Source organism: Stenotrophomonas sp. GL_101 (assembly GCF_057835675.1).
The window spans coordinates 2562017-2580520 of the sequence record NZ_CM174432.1 but is presented as its reverse complement, the minus strand read 5'-3'; the positions used below and the strand labels follow the sequence as shown (position 1 = coordinate 2580520).

General features: G+C 64.9%; 14 protein-coding genes and 1 pseudogene. 10 read left to right on the top strand and 5 right to left on the bottom strand.

All coding sequences use genetic code 11. The annotated features are described in order from the left end of the window. Window positions 1-107 precede the first annotated feature (107 nt). The 4 genes and pseudogenes from AC3IR9_RS11345 to AC3IR9_RS11330 all read right to left on the bottom strand — a co-directional run bounded on the left by AC3IR9_RS11345 (window position 108) and on the right by AC3IR9_RS11330 (window position 2570). Window positions 108-305: a hypothetical protein gene (locus AC3IR9_RS11345; RefSeq protein ID WP_489290855.1), complete on the bottom strand. Its 198-nt coding sequence runs from the start codon at window positions 303-305 to the stop codon at window positions 108-110. Between the two features lie 51 nt (window positions 306-356). Beyond that, a pseudogene (locus tag AC3IR9_RS11340) lies at window positions 357-512 on the bottom strand (IS630 family transposase); the annotation flags it as partial. 232 nt (window positions 513-744) lie between these two features. Beyond that, a complete protein-coding gene (locus tag AC3IR9_RS11335; RefSeq protein WP_489290853.1) occupies window positions 745-1713 on the bottom strand; it encodes a formylglycine-generating enzyme family protein in 969 nt (322 codons plus the stop codon). A gap of 5 nt (window positions 1714-1718) precedes the next feature. Further along, entirely contained in the window at window positions 1719-2570 is an 852-nt protein-coding gene (locus AC3IR9_RS11330; RefSeq protein WP_489290852.1) for a hypothetical protein, read from the bottom strand. A gap of 119 nt (window positions 2571-2689) precedes the next feature. Here AC3IR9_RS11330 and AC3IR9_RS11325 point away from each other — a divergent pair, with 119 nt between their 5' ends. The 6 genes from AC3IR9_RS11325 (at window position 2690) to AC3IR9_RS11300 (ending at window position 10919) form a co-directional block, all read left to right on the top strand. Further along, window positions 2690-3544 carry a M15 family metallopeptidase gene (locus AC3IR9_RS11325; protein WP_489290850.1) on the top strand — a complete coding sequence of 285 codons (855 nt, stop codon included), beginning with the start codon at window positions 2690-2692 and terminating at the stop codon, window positions 3542-3544. Window positions 3545-3648: 104 nt separating this feature from the next. Beyond that, window positions 3649-3909 (top strand): PAAR domain-containing protein, encoded by a 261-nt coding sequence (locus AC3IR9_RS11320; protein ID WP_489290848.1) that lies wholly within the window; start codon window positions 3649-3651, stop codon window positions 3907-3909. Between the two features lie 59 nt (window positions 3910-3968). Then, on the top strand, window positions 3969-5396 hold the full coding sequence (locus tag AC3IR9_RS11315; RefSeq protein ID WP_489290846.1) for a hypothetical protein: 1428 nt from the start codon (window positions 3969-3971) through the stop codon (window positions 5394-5396). Between the two features lie 14 nt (window positions 5397-5410). Then, window positions 5411-9157: a type VI secretion system membrane subunit TssM gene (gene tssM, locus AC3IR9_RS11310; RefSeq protein ID WP_489290844.1), complete on the top strand. Its 3747-nt coding sequence runs from the start codon at window positions 5411-5413 to the stop codon at window positions 9155-9157. Further along, on the top strand, window positions 9154-10137 hold the full coding sequence (gene tagF, locus AC3IR9_RS11305) for a type VI secretion system-associated protein TagF (protein ID WP_489290842.1): 984 nt from the start codon (window positions 9154-9156) through the stop codon (window positions 10135-10137). Before tssM ends, tagF begins: the two co-directional genes overlap by 4 nt. Continuing rightward, window positions 10134-10919 carry an OmpA family protein gene (locus AC3IR9_RS11300; protein WP_489290840.1) on the top strand — a complete coding sequence of 262 codons (786 nt, stop codon included), beginning with the start codon at window positions 10134-10136 and terminating at the stop codon, window positions 10917-10919. Before tagF ends, AC3IR9_RS11300 begins: the two co-directional genes overlap by 4 nt. A 20-nt stretch (window positions 10920-10939) precedes the next feature. Here AC3IR9_RS11300 and tssA read toward each other — a convergent pair whose 3' ends face one another. Then, window positions 10940-12001 (bottom strand): type VI secretion system protein TssA, encoded by a 1062-nt coding sequence (gene tssA, locus AC3IR9_RS11295; RefSeq protein ID WP_489290838.1) that lies wholly within the window; start codon window positions 11999-12001, stop codon window positions 10940-10942. 237 nt (window positions 12002-12238) lie between these two features. Between tssA and AC3IR9_RS11290 the strand changes: the two genes are divergently transcribed. The 4 genes from AC3IR9_RS11290 to AC3IR9_RS11275 all read left to right on the top strand — a co-directional run bounded on the left by AC3IR9_RS11290 (window position 12239) and on the right by AC3IR9_RS11275 (window position 18368). Then, window positions 12239-15034 carry a type VI secretion system Vgr family protein gene (locus AC3IR9_RS11290; protein ID WP_489290837.1) on the top strand — a complete coding sequence of 932 codons (2796 nt, stop codon included), beginning with the start codon at window positions 12239-12241 and terminating at the stop codon, window positions 15032-15034. After that, on the top strand, window positions 15031-15927 hold the full coding sequence (locus AC3IR9_RS11285) for a DUF4123 domain-containing protein (protein WP_489290835.1): 897 nt from the start codon (window positions 15031-15033) through the stop codon (window positions 15925-15927). Before AC3IR9_RS11290 ends, AC3IR9_RS11285 begins: the two co-directional genes overlap by 4 nt. Window positions 15928-16007: 80 nt before the next feature. After that, on the top strand, window positions 16008-16445 hold the full coding sequence (locus AC3IR9_RS11280; RefSeq protein ID WP_489290833.1) for a DUF3304 domain-containing protein: 438 nt from the start codon (window positions 16008-16010) through the stop codon (window positions 16443-16445). Between the two features lie 90 nt (window positions 16446-16535). Then, window positions 16536-18368, top strand: a complete 1833-nt coding sequence (locus AC3IR9_RS11275) for a T6SS phospholipase effector Tle1-like catalytic domain-containing protein (protein WP_489290831.1) — start codon at window positions 16536-16538, stop codon at window positions 18366-18368. The last annotated feature ends 136 nt before the right edge of the window (window positions 18369-18504 follow it).

Genomic DNA, 18504 nt, shown 5'->3' with positions numbered 1-18504 from the left:
GGCAGCCAGCCCAGCCCTTGGGCTGGCGGCTCCAGTGGTCGCTTGTCGATGTAGTGGTCTCGCTGATCGAGCCGCAATGTCCGCCCCCGGCAATGCGGGCTGAGTCATCAGCGGAAGGCGACCAACAGGAAGCCGGACAGTGCGAAGAGCATGGCGAGCAGGACGGGGCTGATGGCCAGCAGTCGCTTCACCGGTGATTGCCAGCCGGCGAATCGGCCCAGATAGAGGTACACCGTTCGCACAAAGCCACAGCACATCGCCATGACCAGCACGAAGTACACGATGGAAGTCCAGGTCCAGTTCACTCGATGCATCCAGCTTGAGAGGGGAGCTAGTATGGTGTCACACAAGTACGCCTAAACAATTCTTGTGGCAGCTCTGGCTACAGATGCCAAGATTGAATCCGCACTTTTGTGCCAGACAAAGGGCGTAGGGTTTTCATTGTGACGCGCGATGTACTCACGAATCGACTGCTCCAGCTCCTCCACGCTTCTGTGTGCGCCGCGCTTGATCCACAGCAAAAATTCGGGAAATATGGGAGTTCATCGATACGGCCGATCCACATCGGTGGCCGGAGCCGGCGTATGTCGGACAGTTCTATGAGGGTTGCGGCGTCTGATCTGACTATTATGTGCAGTGATCGGTGACTCGCCTGTCTTGTCTGTGTTTCCCATCCGCACGGCAGTTGCAGTGTTCCGCGGAGTGAGCTGCAGTGCGTCAGCAGCGAGCGGAGTTTGTCGTCGCTCAGTGCGCCTTGGCGGCGCAGCGGAAGCCGTTGCCCCGATTGGGATTGGGATTGGACTCAAGGACCTCCCCGTCAGCAAAGGTGGCCGGGCCCGGCTCGGGTACTTGATGGCTGCGTGTGATTGTCATCGACGTGATGGAAAGCTGGTCGGCGTCCCGGTCGGTGCTGCTGCGCTGGACGCGTTCGGTGCCCGATGTCGGTCCGGTAGGATTGCGCGTTTGACGGGCGTCATATTCGCCCGCGTACCAGTCGCTGATCCATTCCCTGCCATGGTCGACCATGTCAGAAAACCCCAGTGGGTTGGGTGGAAACGCGCCGAGTGAGCTTACGCGTGTACGCTGACCATGCTTGCTCGCGAACGCATCGTATTGCGCAATGCTGGATACATTACGGCCATTGTCCAGCTCGCCATTGTCGGTAGCGTAGACGCGCATCTTTCCACCTGCCCGTGCCGCGTACTCCCACTGCGCCTCGGTCGGCAGGGTCATGGGGATCCCGATCTGTTTGCCGATCCACTCACAATAGGCCACCGCCTGCGGCCAACTGACGCCGGCAGCGATGTCCGGAAGATGGCGATAGTTCTGGTCGACCTTGGACTGTGCCACCCGCGGCTGACCAACCGCATCGGAGTACGTATCAAAATCAGCATACGTCACCTTCCACGCCTGCATCCGGAACCCATCAAGCTCAACCGTGCGCAGTACATCGTCATCGAAGGCGCCGGTATAGGGCAGTTTTTCCTCGTTGTGCACAGGGCCGAAATCGCCCATCAGGAATGAGCCACCAGCAACCTGCACCAGCTGCTTCCTGGTCTTGGCCTTCAGGGCATCGATAGCGGTGGCCGAACTAGCGGGAGCCTTTGCGGTCTGCGTTCCATCGTTAGCATGACAGGCCGCCGCTGCCAGCATCAGGGTCATCGGCAGGAGGGCAAACCGCAGGGAGCGATTGAAGGGCATGAGCGTCAGCATGGCACTTACATCGCCGGGCAGGCAGGATCCTTGCCCGCCACCGCCGCGCAGATCTTCTTGCGACAATTCAGGCCGGCAGCAGAGGTGGCACTGGGGCAACTGCGCAGCTTGGCCTGGATGTTGGACTTGGTCGAGGCGGTCGCATTCTTGCCGCTGATGTTGTCGAACACGTTGTTGGTGTCGGCCGCCTGCCTGCGTTCGTCGGCCTGGATCTGCGCGATCAGTGCGTCCATTGAATCGGGCGCGGCCTTGGCCTTCGCCTTGGGCTTGTCGTCTTCCTTGATGATGCCCATCAAGGTGCCCAGCAGATTTTCGTCACCCTTGGCCTTGTCACGGCCGGCGCGTGCGTTGGCAGCCGCCGGTTTACGCGCGCCGGCTGCCGTGGCGACCGGTGCCGTGGCGGTAGCCGTCGTTGCCGCGGGAGCAGGATCCGCTGCGTCGGCGGCGTCAGCAACGCCGGCGAGTGGATCTGCCGACGGGGCCGCGCTCCCGGTATCCGGCGGAGCATCGACGATGATCGCGCCGCCAGGCGTGGCAGCAGGGGCGGGCAGGGTGTCGGCGTTGGCTTCCGGCGGCAGCGAGTAACCCAGGGGCTCGTCAGATGGGCCGCTGGCGGTGAAGCGCCATGCCGCGACTGCGCCGAGTACGAGGATGGCCAGCGCCAGCAGCGCCAGCCATAGTCGTCGACGCGATCGGGCACCCGCAGGCGCGGCGGCACGTGCAGCGCGTGCAGCGCCAGCGACCGGGCGTCCCTCCATGTCTGCCAGAATGCGGCCCGTTGCCGGTGCCGGGTTCTTCGCCTGCGCTCCCCCTGAGAGCAGACTTGGTCGATTAATTCCGCCATTATTCAAGTGCATCCAGCCCTTGTTGGGTCGGCATCTGCCGAAAGCGAACCGCCCCATTCTAGTGACTGGGGCATGGCCGTCAATAACAAACAATACAGGGAGGATCGGTGGTCGTCATTATCGGGGGAGCGGTGCTGCTGGTGCTGGTGATGGCCATGCTGGGCTGGGTACTGATGTTTCCGGAATCGTTCGAGCGGGTGCTGGCGGCGTTTGGCCGGGTGTTCGGACGGGTGGGGTCGGCTGCAGGGCGGGCCGGTCAACGCGTTTCCAGGCGCACCGACCGCCTGCAGGGCGGCGTGCGTGAAGAGCTGGGCGCCGCGCAGGGTGCGCTGCGTCGGCATTGGCCGGTGCTGGCGGCGGCAGGCTTGCTGCTGCTGGTACCGCCGGCGGTCATCCTGCTGACGCGACAGAATGTGGTCCTGGATGAATTCCGTGGCGATGACCTGTCTGAATCGGGCTCGATGGTGGCGCAGCTGCTGCGCGGTGAGCGCCTGACCCCGCCGGCACCGCCACCGCCGGAAGTCTTCACGACGGAAGAAATCCGCCGGACGCGCCCCGAAATTGTGACGGCCGACAGAAAATGGAACCAGATTGACGCCGATCTTCAGCAGCGCGTACTGGCGATCTATGAGGTCATGCGCCGACAATATGGCTATGAGATGGTGCTGGTGGAAGGCTATCGAAGCCCCGAGCGTCAAGCGGAGTTGATGAGCGGGGGCAAGGCCACGCGGGCCGGTGCCTGGCAGAGCTGCCATCAGTACGGGCTGGGCGTGGACAGTGCGCCGATCCGGGATGGCAAGCTGCAATGGGACATGGGGGATCCATGGACCAGGCGTGGCTACTTCCTCTACGGCGAGCTGGCCGAACAGGCCGGGCTCGAGTGGGGCGGCAACTGGCGCAGCATCAAGGATTATGTCCACGTGGAAATGGCACAGAAGTGCCGGGCGGCACGTACGGCGAAGAAAGCTGAATTGGCAGGAGGGTGATACTTTCACCAGTCAACTGGTATCGTTGCCGGACAGTCCGGATCACCCCGGGGTGATGGGGCGATGGAGTCGCCGGATGCCGAAGCAATCAAGGAGCATGATTGATGTCACGACCATTCGTAGTTGTCGGGGATAAGTTGAGTCACGGCGGGACCGTGGTCAGCGGATCGGGTCAAACCGATATCGCAGGCAAGCCCGTGGCGCGTATCGGCGACAAGGCCATCTGCATGGCGCACGGACCGACGACGATCGTCAGCGGCGATGCCGCGGTGCTGATTGATGGCAACCCGGTGGCGCGTGACGGGGATCGCACCGCATGTGGGGCGTCATTGATCGCCTCGCAAGTCACCACCGGGATCGGTTGATCGGCATCTCAGGTACGAATCAGCAGGAAGGCTTGATGACTCAGGGAGCAGGACGCTAGATGTCCGGGATATTGGGGAAGGCATTCTCGGTCATCGCGGTATTCGCGGTGGCCTGGGGGGGCGCGATTTTCTATTGGCGCAGCACTGGCACGGTTCCGTCGGGCATGGAAATGCTGGCTTACCTGGGCCTGGTGCCGGTGGGCCTGAGCGGCGCCGGCTTCATGCTGCGCAACGCGGGTCGCAGCATGCTGGACAAAGCCGTGGACGCGGCTACCGCACCCAGCGACAGCGCCACCCCCGGCGCGCAGACCACCGCGCTGCCCGCAACGGCGCGGGTGCCGTCGGTTGCGGTGCTGGGCGCAGACATGCGGCTGGGCGCGATGCTGGAGGCCAGCGCGCTGCTGCACATGGCCGATTCGCTGCCGCGCCCCGCACTGGATGCGCGTTTCCACGACCATGACGGCTTGCCGCTGTTGGTCAGTGCAGACAAGGACCTGGATGACACCTCGGTGCTGCAGGTGCAGATGCCCGGCTTTGATACCCGTGACGCCGAGCGCCGCGCGATGGCGCTGCTGGAGCCGGTGGTCGACAGTCTGATGGGGCAGGCGCTGATTGCCCTGCCCGAGCTGGAAGTGGCGGAAGAGCGCGTGGTCGCCGGCCTGCGTCGCCGCGATGAGCAGAGCGTTGGCCAGGTGTTGACGATTGAACTGCTGGTACCGGCGGACTGGTCGGTCTCGCTGCGTACCTACTGCGCCGATTGGCTGCAAGGGCGTGCGGTGTACAGCGGCCTGGACCCCCGCCGTTTTGCGGTCAATGTCGCGGTGGCCGCCCAGGCCGCCGATGTGTGGACGCGACTGCAGCGCATCACCGATGCGCTGGCCGAGGGCGAGCCGCGCTGGTACCTGCTGGTGTCGAGCAGTTCGGCGGTGGATCCGTCGGTGATTGCCGCCTGGTTGAGCAGCAACCGCATCCTGCACCGGCGCAACAAGGATGGCCAGATCCCGGGCGAGGGCGCGGCAGGCCTGTTGCTGGCGTCGCCATCGTTGGCACCGGCGCAGACGCCGCACCTGTGGCGACCCCATCGCATGGAGCTGGCCGACGGAGTCAGCGTTGCCGAATCGCGCCGTCAGAGCGAGGGCTTGGCGTGTACCGTGCTGGCTGACGCGGCCATCGCACCGGCGCGTCTCGGGTTCGTCCTGCATGACGCCGACCAGCGCGGCCAGGTAGCCGTGGAGGCCTGCGCTGCCGCGGTGGGTGCCAACCCCGACATCGAGATCGATCGCCAGACCCTGGCGTTGCCGGTCTGCGCCGGTGAGCTGGGCGCGGTGCTGCCGCTTGCACTGCTTGCGCTGGCGCACGCGCACACGCTGGGCGAGCAGAACGCCGCGCTGGTGCTGAGCGTGGGGGCGCCGGCACAGCGGCTGGCGGCGATCATGGATATTCCCGTTTCGAAAGACCCGTCGACCGACACCGTGTCGGCGGCATAACCCTGGACGCCTAGATGATGTTGAGTAATTTCAGGTACTTCCTCGGCGACTACCGCCTGTGGATGGTGATTGGTTTGATCGGCGCCGGTTCGCTGGCCTATTTCGGCGCTGCCGAAGCCCGTCAGATCGGCATCTGGGTGGCGGTGGCACTGGCGGCACTGCTGGTGTTGGCGCTGATCGTGTGGGTGATCAAGCGGATCCTCGCCCGGCGCGCGGCCAAGCGGGTGGAATCGATGGTGCAGGCCCAGGCCGATCAGGCAGTCGCGGCCGCGCCATCGGCCCAGCGTGCCGATACCGAGGCCCTGCGCACGCGGATGATGGATGCGGTCAAGCAGATCAAGTCCTCACGGCTGGGCGTGCTGAAAGGCAAGGCCGCGCTGTACGAGCTGCCGTGGTACGTGATCATCGGCAATCCGGCGGCCGGCAAGAGCACTGCGATCCTCAACTCGGGGTTGCAGTTCCCGTTCGAGGACAACCGCAGCAATGTCATCCAGGGCATTGGCGGTACCCGCAACTGCGACTGGTATTTCACCACCACCGGGATCGTGCTCGACACCGCCGGCCGTTACTCGGTCAGTGTTGAAGACCGGATGGAATGGCTGACTTTCCTGGGCCTGCTGAAGAAGAACCGTCCGCGGGCGCCGATCAACGGCGTGATCATCGCGGTAAGCATTGCCGAACTGTCGGGCAGCAAGCCCGAGTTCGCCATCGAGCTGGCCAAGAACCTGCGCCAGCGCGTGCAGGAAATCACCGAGCGGCTGGAAGTCTTCGCGCCGGTCTACGTGCTGTTTACCAAGGCCGACCTGATCGCCGGGTTCAGCGAGTTCTTCCGCAACCTCGACCCCGGCGAGCGCGAGAACGTGTGGGGCGCCACGCTGCCCTTCGACGTGCATGCGCAGGGCGATGCGTTGACGGCCTTCGACGCGCACTTCGACGAATTGTCCGAAGGCATCAAGGAGATGAGCCTCTCGCACATGGCCATGCAGCGCGGCCGGGAAGTCTCGCCGGGCCTGCTGACGCTGCCGTTGGAGTTTGTCGGCATCAAGCCGGCACTGCGGACGTTCATCGCCACGCTGTTTGAAGACAACCCGTTCCAGTTCAAGCCGGTGTTCCGTGGCTTCTACTTCAGCAGTGCGCTGCAGGAAGGCCATTCGGTGCACCACGCCTCCGATCGCGTGGGTCGCCAGTTCTCGCTGTCCTCGCGTGGCCACAACAGCGACGAGGCACCGACCGGACAGACCGCGTTCTTCCTCAAGGACCTGTTCCGCAAGGTGATCTTCTCCGACAGGGAGCTGGTGCGGCAGTATTCCAGCCCGCACCAGAACCGCCTGCGCTATGGGGTGTTCCTCGGCGCGGTAGGCGTGCTGGCGCTGGCACTGGGCCTGTGGACCTGGTCCTACACCACCAACGTGCAGTTGGTGAACAACGCGACCAAGGACCTGGAACAGGCGGTACGCGTGCAGAACGACCGCGTCGACCTGAAGTCGCGCATCGATGCGCTGCTGCTGCTGCAGGACCGCATGGAGCAGCTGGACCGGTACAAGAAGGAAGGGGGCATCACCACCAGCCTGGGCTTGTACCAGGGCGACAACATCCGCGCCAAGCTGATGAAGGAGTACTACCACGGCATGCAGCAGGTGATGCTGGATCCGGCCGTGGCCAGCCTGGAAGGCTACCTGGGCCAGGTGGTGAACGACCGCGAGAAGCTGGGGCAGGGCGGCGCCGTGGCTGCCGAGAGCGAGGTGCTGTACCAGAATGCCTCGCCGACCAACACCAATGACGCCTACAACGCGCTCAAGACCTATCTGATGCTGGGTAACCGCAAGCAGGTGGAGAGTGCGCATCTGTCGCAGCAGCTGACCATGTTCTGGCGCAACTGGCTGGATGGCAACCGCGGCCAGATGACCCGCGAGGAGATGGTGCGTGCCGCCGAGAAGCTGATGAACTTCTACGTGGCCCAGTCTGCCGATCCGGCCTGGCCGCAGATCCAGAACAAGGTCACCCTGGTCAGCGACAGCCGCCAGGCCCTGACCCGGGTGATGAAGGGCCAGCCGGCCATGCAGCGGGTGTTCGCGCAGATCAAGGCACGCGCCGCTGCGCGGTTCCCGACCGTCACCGCCAACGGGCTCATCGGTGAGTCGCGCAACAACAGCCTGATCACCGGCAGCTACGTCATTTCCGGTGCGTTCTCGCGCAAGGCGTGGGAGGACTACGTCAAGGATGCCGTCACCGAAGCGGCCAATACCCAGCTCAGCACCACCGACTGGGTGCTGGGCACCACCGAGCAGAGCGATCTGTCGCTGGCCGGCAGCCCGGAGCACATTTCGCGGGAGCTGGCCACCCTGTACAAACAGGAATACGCCAAGGAGTGGACCAAGTTCGTGCAGGGCCTGAGCGTGGCCCAGTTCGACAACTTCGATGAAGCCGCCGCGCGCATGAATGCCTTGGGCGACGCCGGCAATTCGCCGCTGCGCCTGTTGCTGGAAGGGATCAACGAACAGACCATCTGGGACAACCCGACCGCCGAGGCGCGGTCGAAGAAGGCCAAGGGGGGCTTCGTGGCCTGGTTCCAGAAAACCATCCTGCGCAAGGACCCCGAAGCGGTGGCCCAGCAACAGCCGGTGGGCCCGATCGGCAAGGCATTCGAAGGCATTGCCAAGCTGACGATGAAGCGCGCCGACCAGCCGGCAGTGATCGACGCGTACTTCGAGACCTTGGCCAAGCTGCGCGCGCGGCTCAACGCGATCAAGGGGCAGGGCGATCTCGAACTGGGCGTGGGCACCCGCAAGTTGATGCAGGACACCTTCAGCAATGAAGGCTCCGAGCTCAGCATCGCCGTGGCACTGGTCGACGAGCAGGTGCTGACCGGGCTCGATGCCACCCAGCGCGAGGCGCTGCGTCCGTTGCTGTTGCGTCCGTTGACCCAGACCTTCACCGCGCTGGTGGAACCCACCGAAGAAGAGGTCAACAAGAGCTGGGGCGCCCAGGTCTACAAGCCGTTCAAGGATCGGATCGGTCAGCAGTATCCGTTCAATTTGAACTCCGACGTGGATGCGGCACCGAGCGACATCGCGGCGATCTTTGGCGCCAGCGGCAGCATTGCCGCGTTCAACAAGGACCAGCTGGGTACCCTGGTGATCCAGCGCGGCAACCTGCTCGAGGCGCGCCGCTGGGCCGGGCTGGGCATCAACCTGTCCGGCGTGCTGGTGGCCAACTACGGCAACTGGGTCAGTGGCAGTGCCGCTGGCGCAGCGGCGCAGGACACCACGATCTTCGAGCTGCTGCCGTCGCCGGCCACCGGCGCGGTGGAGTACACGATCGAGATCGATGGCCAGACCCTGCGCTACCGCAATACGCCGCCGCAGTGGATCACCATGCAATACCCCAACGTGGGCCAGGTGCCGGGGGTGAAGATCACCGCAGTGGCCTCGGACGGCCGCAACGTGGAGGTGTTCAACGCGCCGGGCACCAATGGCTTCAACCGCCTGATGAGCGAAGGTACCTACGAACGCCTGGAAGGGGGCAGCAGCCGGGTGACCTGGAAGGCGGACAACGTGGAAGTCACCGTGGAAATGCGCGTGGTACGCCGTGCAGGCGCGGCCGCCGACGGGGATGACAGCGGCGATTGGCAGCGCGGTGCACAGCTGCCCGAACGGGTGGCCGGCGGCGCACCGCCGCTTCCTGCGGCACCGGCCGCGCCGGGCGCTGCACCGGCCACCGCGCCGGCCGCCCCAGCCCAGCAGAACGGAGGTTCGCGATGAGCCGTGTGGCCAGTGCAGGTGTGTCCTACTTCGGCAAGGTGCCGTCGCGTGGCGATTTCGTCCGCGCCGCCGACAACCACCAGTTGCTGGGTTGGCTGGACCGCTGGGCGGGGGAGAGCGTGGAGCTGCTGAGCCAGAATCCGGACTGGAAACGGGTCTATGACGGCTCGCCAGAGATCCATTACGCTTTCCTCGGCTCGCGCAGCAAGATGGTCTTGTGCGGGCATTTCCTGGCCAGCCGCGATGCGTCGCAGCGGCGCTTCCCGCTGTTGTCGGCGGTGCGCCTGGAAGCGGCCGATCCGTTGCCGTTCATCGGTCGCAGCCCCTTGGCCATGTCCAATGCCTGGTCCGGGCTGTCGCGGATGGCGCGGCAGGCCTTCAGCGATGAAGATGCCGGCAATGCGCTGAACGAGATGGCTGAAGCGCGCTTCAGCATCAGCACCGATCCAAGCGCCTACAACGCAACCTTCCAGGACTTCCTGGACGGGCAGACCATCGGTTCGATGGAACGCCTGCTGCGCGAGGCGGGCCACCCCGAAGTTTCGCTGCGTCAGGCGCTGCTCGGGCTGGGGCTGTTGCTGCAGCCGGTGCTGGGCGGCGGCGATGTGAATGTCGATCGGGCCCTGGTGTTCCCGCTGGTGCGTGATCCGCTGTACCGGCCGCTGGTGGCCGCGTTCTGGCTGGATATCGTGGCCAGTTTCGTGTCCCGCGGCGATTTCGAACTGGCGGTGCTGATCCGCAACGATGCCGCGCCGTCCATGGTGGTGGGCTTCAACGGTGCCGACCGGCATGCGCTGCGGGCCGTGCTGGATCCGGCCGAAGCAGGCGATTTCCTGATCCGCGTGCAGGAGGCCCAGTGGGTCGATGACTACCTGCAGAGCGACTACAACCTCAACCGTCTTGCCAGCTATCTGGATCGTGATGATCTGGCGTTGAGCACGGCGCGCAGCCTGTTCGGCGAGACTTTCCTGGGAACATGACCATGCGCCTTCGCTCTACTTTCATCGTTGCCCTGGCCGCGCTCGCCGTTGCCGGCCCCGCGTTCGCGCAGGCCCAGGCATCTGCCGCCGCGACCGAGCGCCCGGTCGTGATCGAAGGGGTGGTGCCGGATCAGGCCACCAAGGCACGGCTGCTGAAGAACCTGCGCGAGGTGTATGGCGCCGAGCGTGTGGTTGACCGCATCCAGGTCGAATCGATCGCCACCCCGCCGAACTGGGGCGACTACGTTGCCGGGATGATCAACCCCGGCTTGAAGCGGGTGTCGCCGGGCAAGCTGGAGGTCAATGGCCAGGCCGTGCGGGTCAGTGGCGAAGTCGGCAACGAGGCGCTGCGCCAGCAGGTCGCCAGCGACCTGAGCCTGGCCAGCAATACCTCCTATACGGTGACCAACTCGCTCAAGGTCGGTTCGCAACAGAAGCTGCTGGACCAGACCCTGGCCAACCGCATCATCGAGTTCCAGAGCGGCAGCGCCAAGCTGACCCCGCTGGGCATGAGCATCCTCGATGAGATGGTCGCCAGGATGGCGCTGATGGGCGACGCGAACTTCGTCATCATCGGCCACACCGACAACGTGGGCCAGCGTGAGAGCAACCTGACGCTGAGCCATGCGCGTGCCCAGGCGGTCAAGGCCTACATGATGCAGAAGGGCATCGCAGGCGCGCATCTGGATGTGCTCGGCAAGGGCCCGGATGAGCCGGTGGCCGACAACACCAGCAATGACGGTCGCGCGCGCAACCGTCGTATCGAGTTCAAGATCCAGTAACGCGGTAACGCCCGACGGGCTTACTGCCCGTCGGGGTTCTGGTTGATGTCCAGCATCTCTTCCATCTGGTCGAGCACGCCGGGATCCTTGATGACCCGCTTGAGCCACACGTGCAGCGGCATTTCGCCCCAGCGCGCCGCCTTCTCGGCCAGATAGGCCACGGGACTGTGTGGTTCGGTGCGGCGGAAGAACTCGGCCACCTGGCGCAACTGCTGCAGTGCTTCCTTGCGGCTGGTGGGCGCACCGCCCGGACCGCGGGGCGTGGCGGCGGCGTTGTCGGTACTGCCTGTGGCGGCCGTGAAGCTGTCGTCGTCGGCGATCTCGTCCGCTACATCCCCGTCCAGCAACACACCGGCATCGCGGGCGAAACGCAGTACCGTGCGTTGCAGGTGCTCGATCTGTTCGCGCACCGCGCTGAAGCTGGGGCCGTCCAGGCCCAGGCGGCTGTCTACCGCCGCCTGCAGGGTGGACAACGCATTGGCGCACTCGGGCAGGATCTCCACCAACTGCTGGTAGAACTCGTGCTGGGTATCGCGACGCGCCGCTTCCAGCTGCTCCAGGCCGGGGCGATCGTCGTGGTAGTCGCCGCCGTTGCTGGCGCGCGCGTGGGCCACTTCGAAATCGGCCAGGCTGAAACGGCCCTGCGGTGCCGATACGATCGGCACATTGCGCAGCCACTGCAGCGAGTTGCTGAGCAGCCAGCTGAGGTTGCCGATGCGCTCCTCCTGGTCATCGTCCACGGCGACCGGATGCACCACCTCCCAGTACTCGTCACACAGGCCGGCCACCACCCGATAGCCGGTGGTCAGGCCACGAAAGCCGTCGACCTGGGTGGCCGCCTCGGTCAGCCAACCGGCAAGGCGCAGGTCCTTGGTGCGGGTCTGCAGCAGGTCGGCACATTCACGCGCCACGCTGCTCCAGTCGGCGTATTTGATGTCGGTCTGCCACTCGCCCTGGTCCAGAGTCGGGTCATCGGCGCGCCGGCTCTCCTGGATACGGTCGAATTCCGGCGAGAAGGACAGGTCGTCGCCCGCAGGGGCGTGGTCGGCAATCGGGGCCAGCAGGGCATCCTGATCCAGCATGGCAAATCTCGAAATGGGAACACGCAGATTCTAGCGTGGTGCACGTGGGTTGCGCGGATGCGTGCGACGTGAATGTCGTGACGGATTTTGGGCGTGATGGCTGCGTGAATGTGTGACGTATATCGCTTTAATTCGCAATCATCACGCGACGGTGTTGGGATTCTGGCGCTTCTGGTACATTTTGAGGCTGGGAAAGGACGTCCCGAGCCTCGGGATGAAAGCTGTGTAGAGATGGCAATGGACGCGTTGAACAATCTGTTCGCACAGGTGGCTGCACTTTCTGGTGCGCCGCGGTTGCACCGGCTGGCATTGCCGGGCGCGGCCGAGCTGGTGGTCGAGCGCTGGAGCGGCGAGGAATCGCTGTCGGCGCATTTCGAGTACGTCATCGATTTTCTTTCACTGGATGCTGGGCTTGATCTGGAGGGCTGGCTGGGCCAACCCGCCACGTTGTCCACGCGTGCCGCCAATGGCACCGATATCGAACGCTGTGGCCTGGTCAGCGAGGCCGCACTGCTCGGCAGCGACGGCGGCGTGTCCCGCTACCGCATCACGCTGCGTCCATGGACCTGGTGGCTTGAGCATGGCCGCCACAGTCGCGTGTTCCAGGAACGCAGCGTGCAGGAGATCCTGGCGTTGGTGTTGGCCGGCTACGAGAACATTGCGCGCTGGCAGTGGAGCGAGGAGGTCGCCGGTTTCCTGGCCAGCAGCCGTCCGCGCAGCTATTGCGTGCAGTACCGTGAAAGCGACGCCGCATTCGTGCAGCGCCTGCTGGCCGAAGAAGGCCTGGGCTGGCGCGTGGAGATAGATGCCGAGGCGCCGGCCGGCCACAGCATGGTGATCTTCTCCGACAGCGGTGTGCAGCCGGAAGATCCAACTTCTTCGGGCAGCGGGGTGCGGTTTCACCGCAGCGCGGCCACCGAAGGCGAAGACACGGTGCAGGCGCTGGGGCAGTCGCGGCGCCTGGGCAGCAACCGTCTTACGCTGCACAGCGGCGACTACAAGCGCAGCAGCGGTCAGGGCGCGCAGGTCCCGGTGAACGGTGGCGGCGACCAGTCCCTGCGTGAATCCTATGACCCGGTGGGCGCCTACGCATTCGCCGACAGCAGCGATGGCGATCGCCTGGCCGGCCTGCAGGCCGAAGCGCATGAAGCGCGCAACCAGGCATGGCACGGGCGCGGCAGCGTGCGTTCGTTGCGCAGCGGGCAGTGGTTGCGGATCGCGCAGGTGCCGGCATCGGCGCCGTCCGAAGTGCTGCTGACCGGCATTCTGCATGTGGGCATCAACAATCTTCCGGTGGACCTGCGCACCTCGCTCGACCATGCCCTGGGCGCGCAGGCCTTGCCGCACGCCGCGCAGCCGGCGGTGCTCGAGCGCGCAGAGGCGGTTGGCTATGCAAATGGCTTCTCGGCGATCGCGCGCAACGTGCCCTGGCGTCCGGTGCTGCATGACCAGACCGGCGCGCGTTTGAATCCACGTCCACTGGCGCCTGGCTACCAGACCGCGATCGTGGTGGGCGCGCAAGGCAGCATGGCGGCGGGCGACCAGGAGGTGCACGCCGATATGGCCGGGCGCATCCGGGTCAAGTTCCACTTCCAGTCCGATCAGCAGGGCGCGGCGCGCGACAGCGCGTGGCTGCGGGTGGCCCAACGCTATGCCGGGCCGGGTGTCGGCAGCCAGTTCCTGCCGCGTATCGGCCAGGAAGTGCTGGTCGGCTTCCTTGATGGCGACATCGACCGCCCGCTGGTGCTGGGCGCGCTGTACAACGGGCGCGGCGAAGCCGGCGTGGCACCGACGCCGGCCGGGCAGGCAGGCAACAGCGATACTTCGGCCTTTGCCCAGGCCGCCGATGCGCGTGCCAGCGCGCAGGGCAACATGGCCGGTGGCCACGCGCCCGCCTGGCACGCCGCGGCCGCCGGCGATGATGCCCATCGACATCCGGGTGCGCTGTGGGGCGTGCGTTCAAAAGAATGGGGCGGCAGCGGCTACAACGCGCTGCTGTTCGATGACAGCGACGCGCAGCTGCGTGCACAACTGTTGACCACCCAGTCGGTCACCGGCCTCGCCCTGGGCCACCTGATCCATCAGGCCGACAACTTCCGCGGCAGCTTGCGGGGAGAGGGCTTCGAACTGCGCAGCGACGCCTGGGGTGCGCTGCGCGCCCGCTCGGGCCTGTGGCTCAGTGGTTACGCTCGCGGGGCGCAGGGCAAGGCCGGCGATGCGGCGCAGCCGGTCGCCCTGCTGACCCAGCTGCAGACGCTGGGCCAGACTTTCGCCACGGCGGCGACCACCCATTTGACCACCCGGCTGGCGGCCCACGAAGGTGCCCGGCAGCCCAGCAGCTCTGTTCTGGTGCAGGACAAAGCACCGCTCGCGGCGATGCTGGCCAGCGCCCGCACCACGGTGGAGGGCGGTGAGTACGCGCCAGCGCAGGGCCAGGCCGGCGAACGCGAGGGCAATGCGGGCGCCACGCGCGTGCCGCACGTGGGCGATGCCTTGTTGGGCCTGGCGGCCCCGGCGGGGGTGGTGCAGGTCGCCGGCCAGGCCTTGGGCTGGTCGGTGGGCGAAACCCTGACCCTGGCCAGTGGCCAGGCCAGCGAAACAGCCGTCATGGGTCAGTTGCGCCTGCATGCCGCGCAGAGCGTGGGCGTGCTGGCCACGGCGGTGCAGGGCAAGGGTACCGATGCGGTAGCGCTGAGTGCGGTGGCTGGCGAAGGACAGCTTGAGGTGGCCGCGCAGCGCGATGACGTGCGGATACAGTCGCAGGGTGCCTTGAAGATGGCCAGCGCGCAGGCGCAGATCGATCTGGCCGCCGGCAAGATCCTGCACGTAGCCACCGCGGGGGGCGCCAGCCTGACCATCGAGGGCGGCAACATCACCTTTACCGCGCCGGGCAACATTGTCGTGCACGCTGGCAGGAAGTCGTTCGTCGGTCCGGCGCAACAAGGCTTCGCGCTGCCGCAGTTCCCGCGCAGCAGTTGCAAGAGCTGCATCCTGGATGCCATGCGCCAAGGTACACCGGGGGTACTGGTGTGACCCAACGCTATGCCGTCATCGACAGCGCGCAGCGGCCGCATTTCCATGAGCGGCTGTCCCGGCTCGGCGTGCACTACCGCTCGTTGTTCGATGGGCATGCTGAGGCCAGCCTGGTCGAGATCGCGCCGCTGCTGGTCGAGTACCCCGAGGCGGCATTGCCCGCACTGGATCTGGAGATCCAGCAGCTGGCGGCGGCCAAACCGGCGGTCAGCCTGTGGTGGAGTACGTTGGACCTGCAGGCGCTCGCCCGGCATTTTCATGCGTTCCACCTGGTCAAGGTGCCGGAAAAAGGCGGTAGCGAGATGCTGCTGCGCTGGTACGACACCCGCATCCTCCCCGAGCTGCTGTCGCTGATGACGCCTGCGCAACAGGCCGCTTTCCTGGCCGATGTGCAGCAGCTTCACTACTACGATCGTTTCGGCGAGCGCCAGGAATGGCTGTTGGCGGGCGAGCCTGAGGAAGGCTTGCCGGCGCTGCCACCGCTGCAGCTGGATGATGCCCAGTACGCGCGGCTGCTCGATGTCTGTGAACCCGATGTTGCCATCGCGCAGTTGCGCCGGGTGATCCCCGATGAGATGCGCCGGCTTCCGTATCGCGTGCTGCACCCGTTCGTGGTGGCGCATATGCAGGACACCGTCGCACATGGCGTGGACCAGGTGGACGACCACGTGCAGTACCTGCTGCTGGCGCTGTACACCTCCGGCGGGTGCCGGAACCACGCCGCCGTGCAGGACCGTTTTGCCCACAGCAGGGTTGCCTCCGAAATTCCGTTCTCGGACTGGGCGCTCGGCCTGCCCGAAGACATCTGGGAATGTGGCAGGCCATTGTGGGAAACAGTAACGAGTGCCGCACCTGCCGGCGCGGACGAAGTGCAGGTCCCGCAATGGACATGAGCGTGTTGCACCGGTCGAGGTGCGTGAGATCAAAAGGAACGACCATGCGTCTAAGATCACTATGGCTGTTGGGGCTGGTCGTGTTGCTGGTGCCGTTGCTGGCCGCCTGCCGCGGCCGTGAGGCGAGCACTGAGGTGGGAATCCTCGGTTACAACCATACCGATCTCGATGTGCCCCAGTTCACCATCAATGGAGGCAGCGGCGGGTCGGCAACCCGTCATGGCGAAGGCGGGACCGTCTGCTGCGCGATCGTGCCGGATCAATGGAAGCCGGGGCTGGAAGTGCAGGTGAGCTGGACCCATGATCTGAAAACATTTCAGAAAGCGACCGTACCGGTGCCCCGATACGATCGGGTAGGAAACTTGGCGGTGCATTTTCTTCGCAACGGCGAGGTCAAGGTTTTTGTCACCAATTTTGTCCTGGGGCATCCAGATTACCCATTGACGGGGCCGGAAGCTGGCTTGCGCGAAGGGGAGGACCCTGTATGGAGGCACCTGCGTGGTGAGCCAGGTAACTGAGTCACGATGATGTCGGGTGGGACCCGCAAGTGGGTTCGAGCAAGTGTCCGGGCCCTGTAGGGGGCGAGTGCCGAACAAGGAGAGAGAGTCATGAGCGGTAGCACAGCCACCGGCGCGCAACCGATGCCAGCGGATGGACAACGGAAGTTGAGCGGTGCCGAGGCGCAACTCAGGGCCAGGGCGTTGGCCTGCCTGCGTGAAACGGGCTCGGAGTGCCAGGGCCAGGTTCACGTAAACATCTACTTCGACGGTACCGGCAACAACCGGGAATGGGAGGGGACCTTTGTTTCCGGCAAGACACGCAGTGTGCAGACACAGCTGGTGCGCAACGGGCACAGCAACGTTGCACGTCTCTACGATATCAGCTTGCAGGAGCGCCAGAATGGCTTCTTCAACTTCTATGTTCCCGGTGTAGGCACGCCCTTTGCCGATGTGGGTGACACCAACCGGGATGGCGACATGCTGGGTGGCGGCGCCGCCAAATACGGGGCTGACCGGATTCATTGGGCCATCCTGCAGATATTCAATGCGGTCCATCAATACCTGAACGCGGCGGATCTGATTCCACCGGATCAGTTGAAGCCGCTGGTGGCTTCCTTGAGCGAGACCCGTCTACTGGAGGGCGTCTTGCGCCGATCCATCCTCGGTGCGGTTGCCACACGGCTCGAAGGTGTCGTTAAGGGCCACCAGCGTCGAGTGAAATCGGTGCATGTATCGGTGTTCGGCTTTTCGCGGGGTGCGGCACAGGCACGGGCGTTCGTCCATCGGCTGTACGAAGTTTCGGAGGTGTGGGGCAGTGGCTGTGGCTACAACGTCGCCGGGATTCCGCTGCATCTGAATTTCATGGGAATTTTCGACACCGTGGCCTCCGTCGGTATTGCTGCAATGAGCCGACTATCGAAAGGCAAATGGGACTGGGCGTCCGGTGAGATGATGAGTATCCACCCGGAAGCAAAGCAGTGCGTTCACTTTGCTGCCCTGCATGAGCAACGCATCAACTTCCCGGTGGACCTGGCCAACAGTGGGTTGGAGGTGCTGTATCCGGGCATGCATTCGGATGTCGGTGGGGGCTATTCGCCGGGCGGACAGGGCAAGGATTTCGTCGGAGGCAAGGCTGATGGTACGGCCAAGTTGTCGCAGATCACGTTGATTGACATGCATCATGAGGCGATCAAGGCTGGTGTGCTGCTGAGAACGATGGAGGAAGTCAGGCAGACCTCGCTATCGGCCATGCATTTCGGGTGCCATCCACAGCTGATTCGGGACTACAACGGTTGGCTGAGCGGCCACGGTATCGGCACAGGTGCGCATGCACAGCAAATACGTGGACATTCCATGCAGTATGTGGCCTGGAAGGGCAAGCGTTTCTGGAATGGCGCCGAGAGCCTGTTCGAGCAACCCTTCTACAAGCAGTCCGATGCCGAGGATCGCGATGATCTTGCCAAGGCGCAGCGCGATTTTGGCAACCTGGTAGCCAATCTTGGGCAAGGCCGGAAGGACATGGCGGCGCACCGCAAACAGATGGAAGATGCGCAGAAGCGTATGGAAGATGCGCGCAGGACCGGCCGCCCTGGGTTCGAGCCATCTCCCCGCGCCTCGCAGCCGGCATACAACTACGCGGCCCTGCCGGCTGAGAGCAGCAGCCTGTTGAACGTGGTATTGGATCGTACGCCGGTACCTGATGCCAGCACCGTGCTGTTTGACAACTACGTACATGATTCGCTCGCCGGCTTCTACATTGGCACGTATACGGAGCTGAACATTCCAAAGCTCAACACCTACGGCTACCTGCGTTACCGCGAAGTTTTCAGCGTCGCTGGGATCAGGCCGCAGGAATGCCGCGATCCGGCCACCCTGCCGCCGGCCAATGTCCCCTCCATCGGTGGCGCGTTCCAGCAGCTCGGCATGGCGATGGGCGGCTGACTTACCAGCGGGGCCACAGTCAATGGCCGGGCGCATGTAAACCGCCGCGGGTGGACGCTGGGTGTACCGTGCGCGCGATGCCAACGCGCTGGGGTACAGTGCACGCTTGCCAGTTCGAAGCGGCAGAGGGAAAAGC

What these genes read in the sequence shown, in the direction of transcription:
- AC3IR9_RS11300 (WP_489290840.1), top strand. Translation starts at nt 10,134, where the DNA reads ATGACCATGCGCCTTCGCTCTACTTTCATCGTTGCCCTGGCCGCGCTC.
- tagF (WP_489290842.1), top strand. Translation starts at nt 9,154, where the DNA reads ATGAGCCGTGTGGCCAGTGCAGGTGTGTCCTACTTCGGCAAGGTGCCG.
- tssA (WP_489290838.1), bottom strand. Translation starts at nt 12,001, where the DNA reads ATGCTGGATCAGGATGCCCTGCTGGCCCCGATTGCCGACCACGCCCCT.
- AC3IR9_RS11315 (WP_489290846.1), top strand. Translation starts at nt 3,969, where the DNA reads ATGTCCGGGATATTGGGGAAGGCATTCTCGGTCATCGCGGTATTCGCG.
- tssM (WP_489290844.1), top strand. Translation starts at nt 5,411, where the DNA reads ATGATGTTGAGTAATTTCAGGTACTTCCTCGGCGACTACCGCCTGTGG.
- AC3IR9_RS11330 (WP_489290852.1), bottom strand. Translation starts at nt 2,570, where the DNA reads ATGCACTTGAATAATGGCGGAATTAATCGACCAAGTCTGCTCTCAGGG.
- AC3IR9_RS11275 (WP_489290831.1), top strand. Translation starts at nt 16,536, where the DNA reads ATGAGCGGTAGCACAGCCACCGGCGCGCAACCGATGCCAGCGGATGGA.
- AC3IR9_RS11320 (WP_489290848.1), top strand. Translation starts at nt 3,649, where the DNA reads ATGTCACGACCATTCGTAGTTGTCGGGGATAAGTTGAGTCACGGCGGG.
- AC3IR9_RS11290 (WP_489290837.1), top strand. Translation starts at nt 12,239, where the DNA reads ATGGACGCGTTGAACAATCTGTTCGCACAGGTGGCTGCACTTTCTGGT.
- AC3IR9_RS11335 (WP_489290853.1), bottom strand. Translation starts at nt 1,713, where the DNA reads ATGCTGACGCTCATGCCCTTCAATCGCTCCCTGCGGTTTGCCCTCCTG.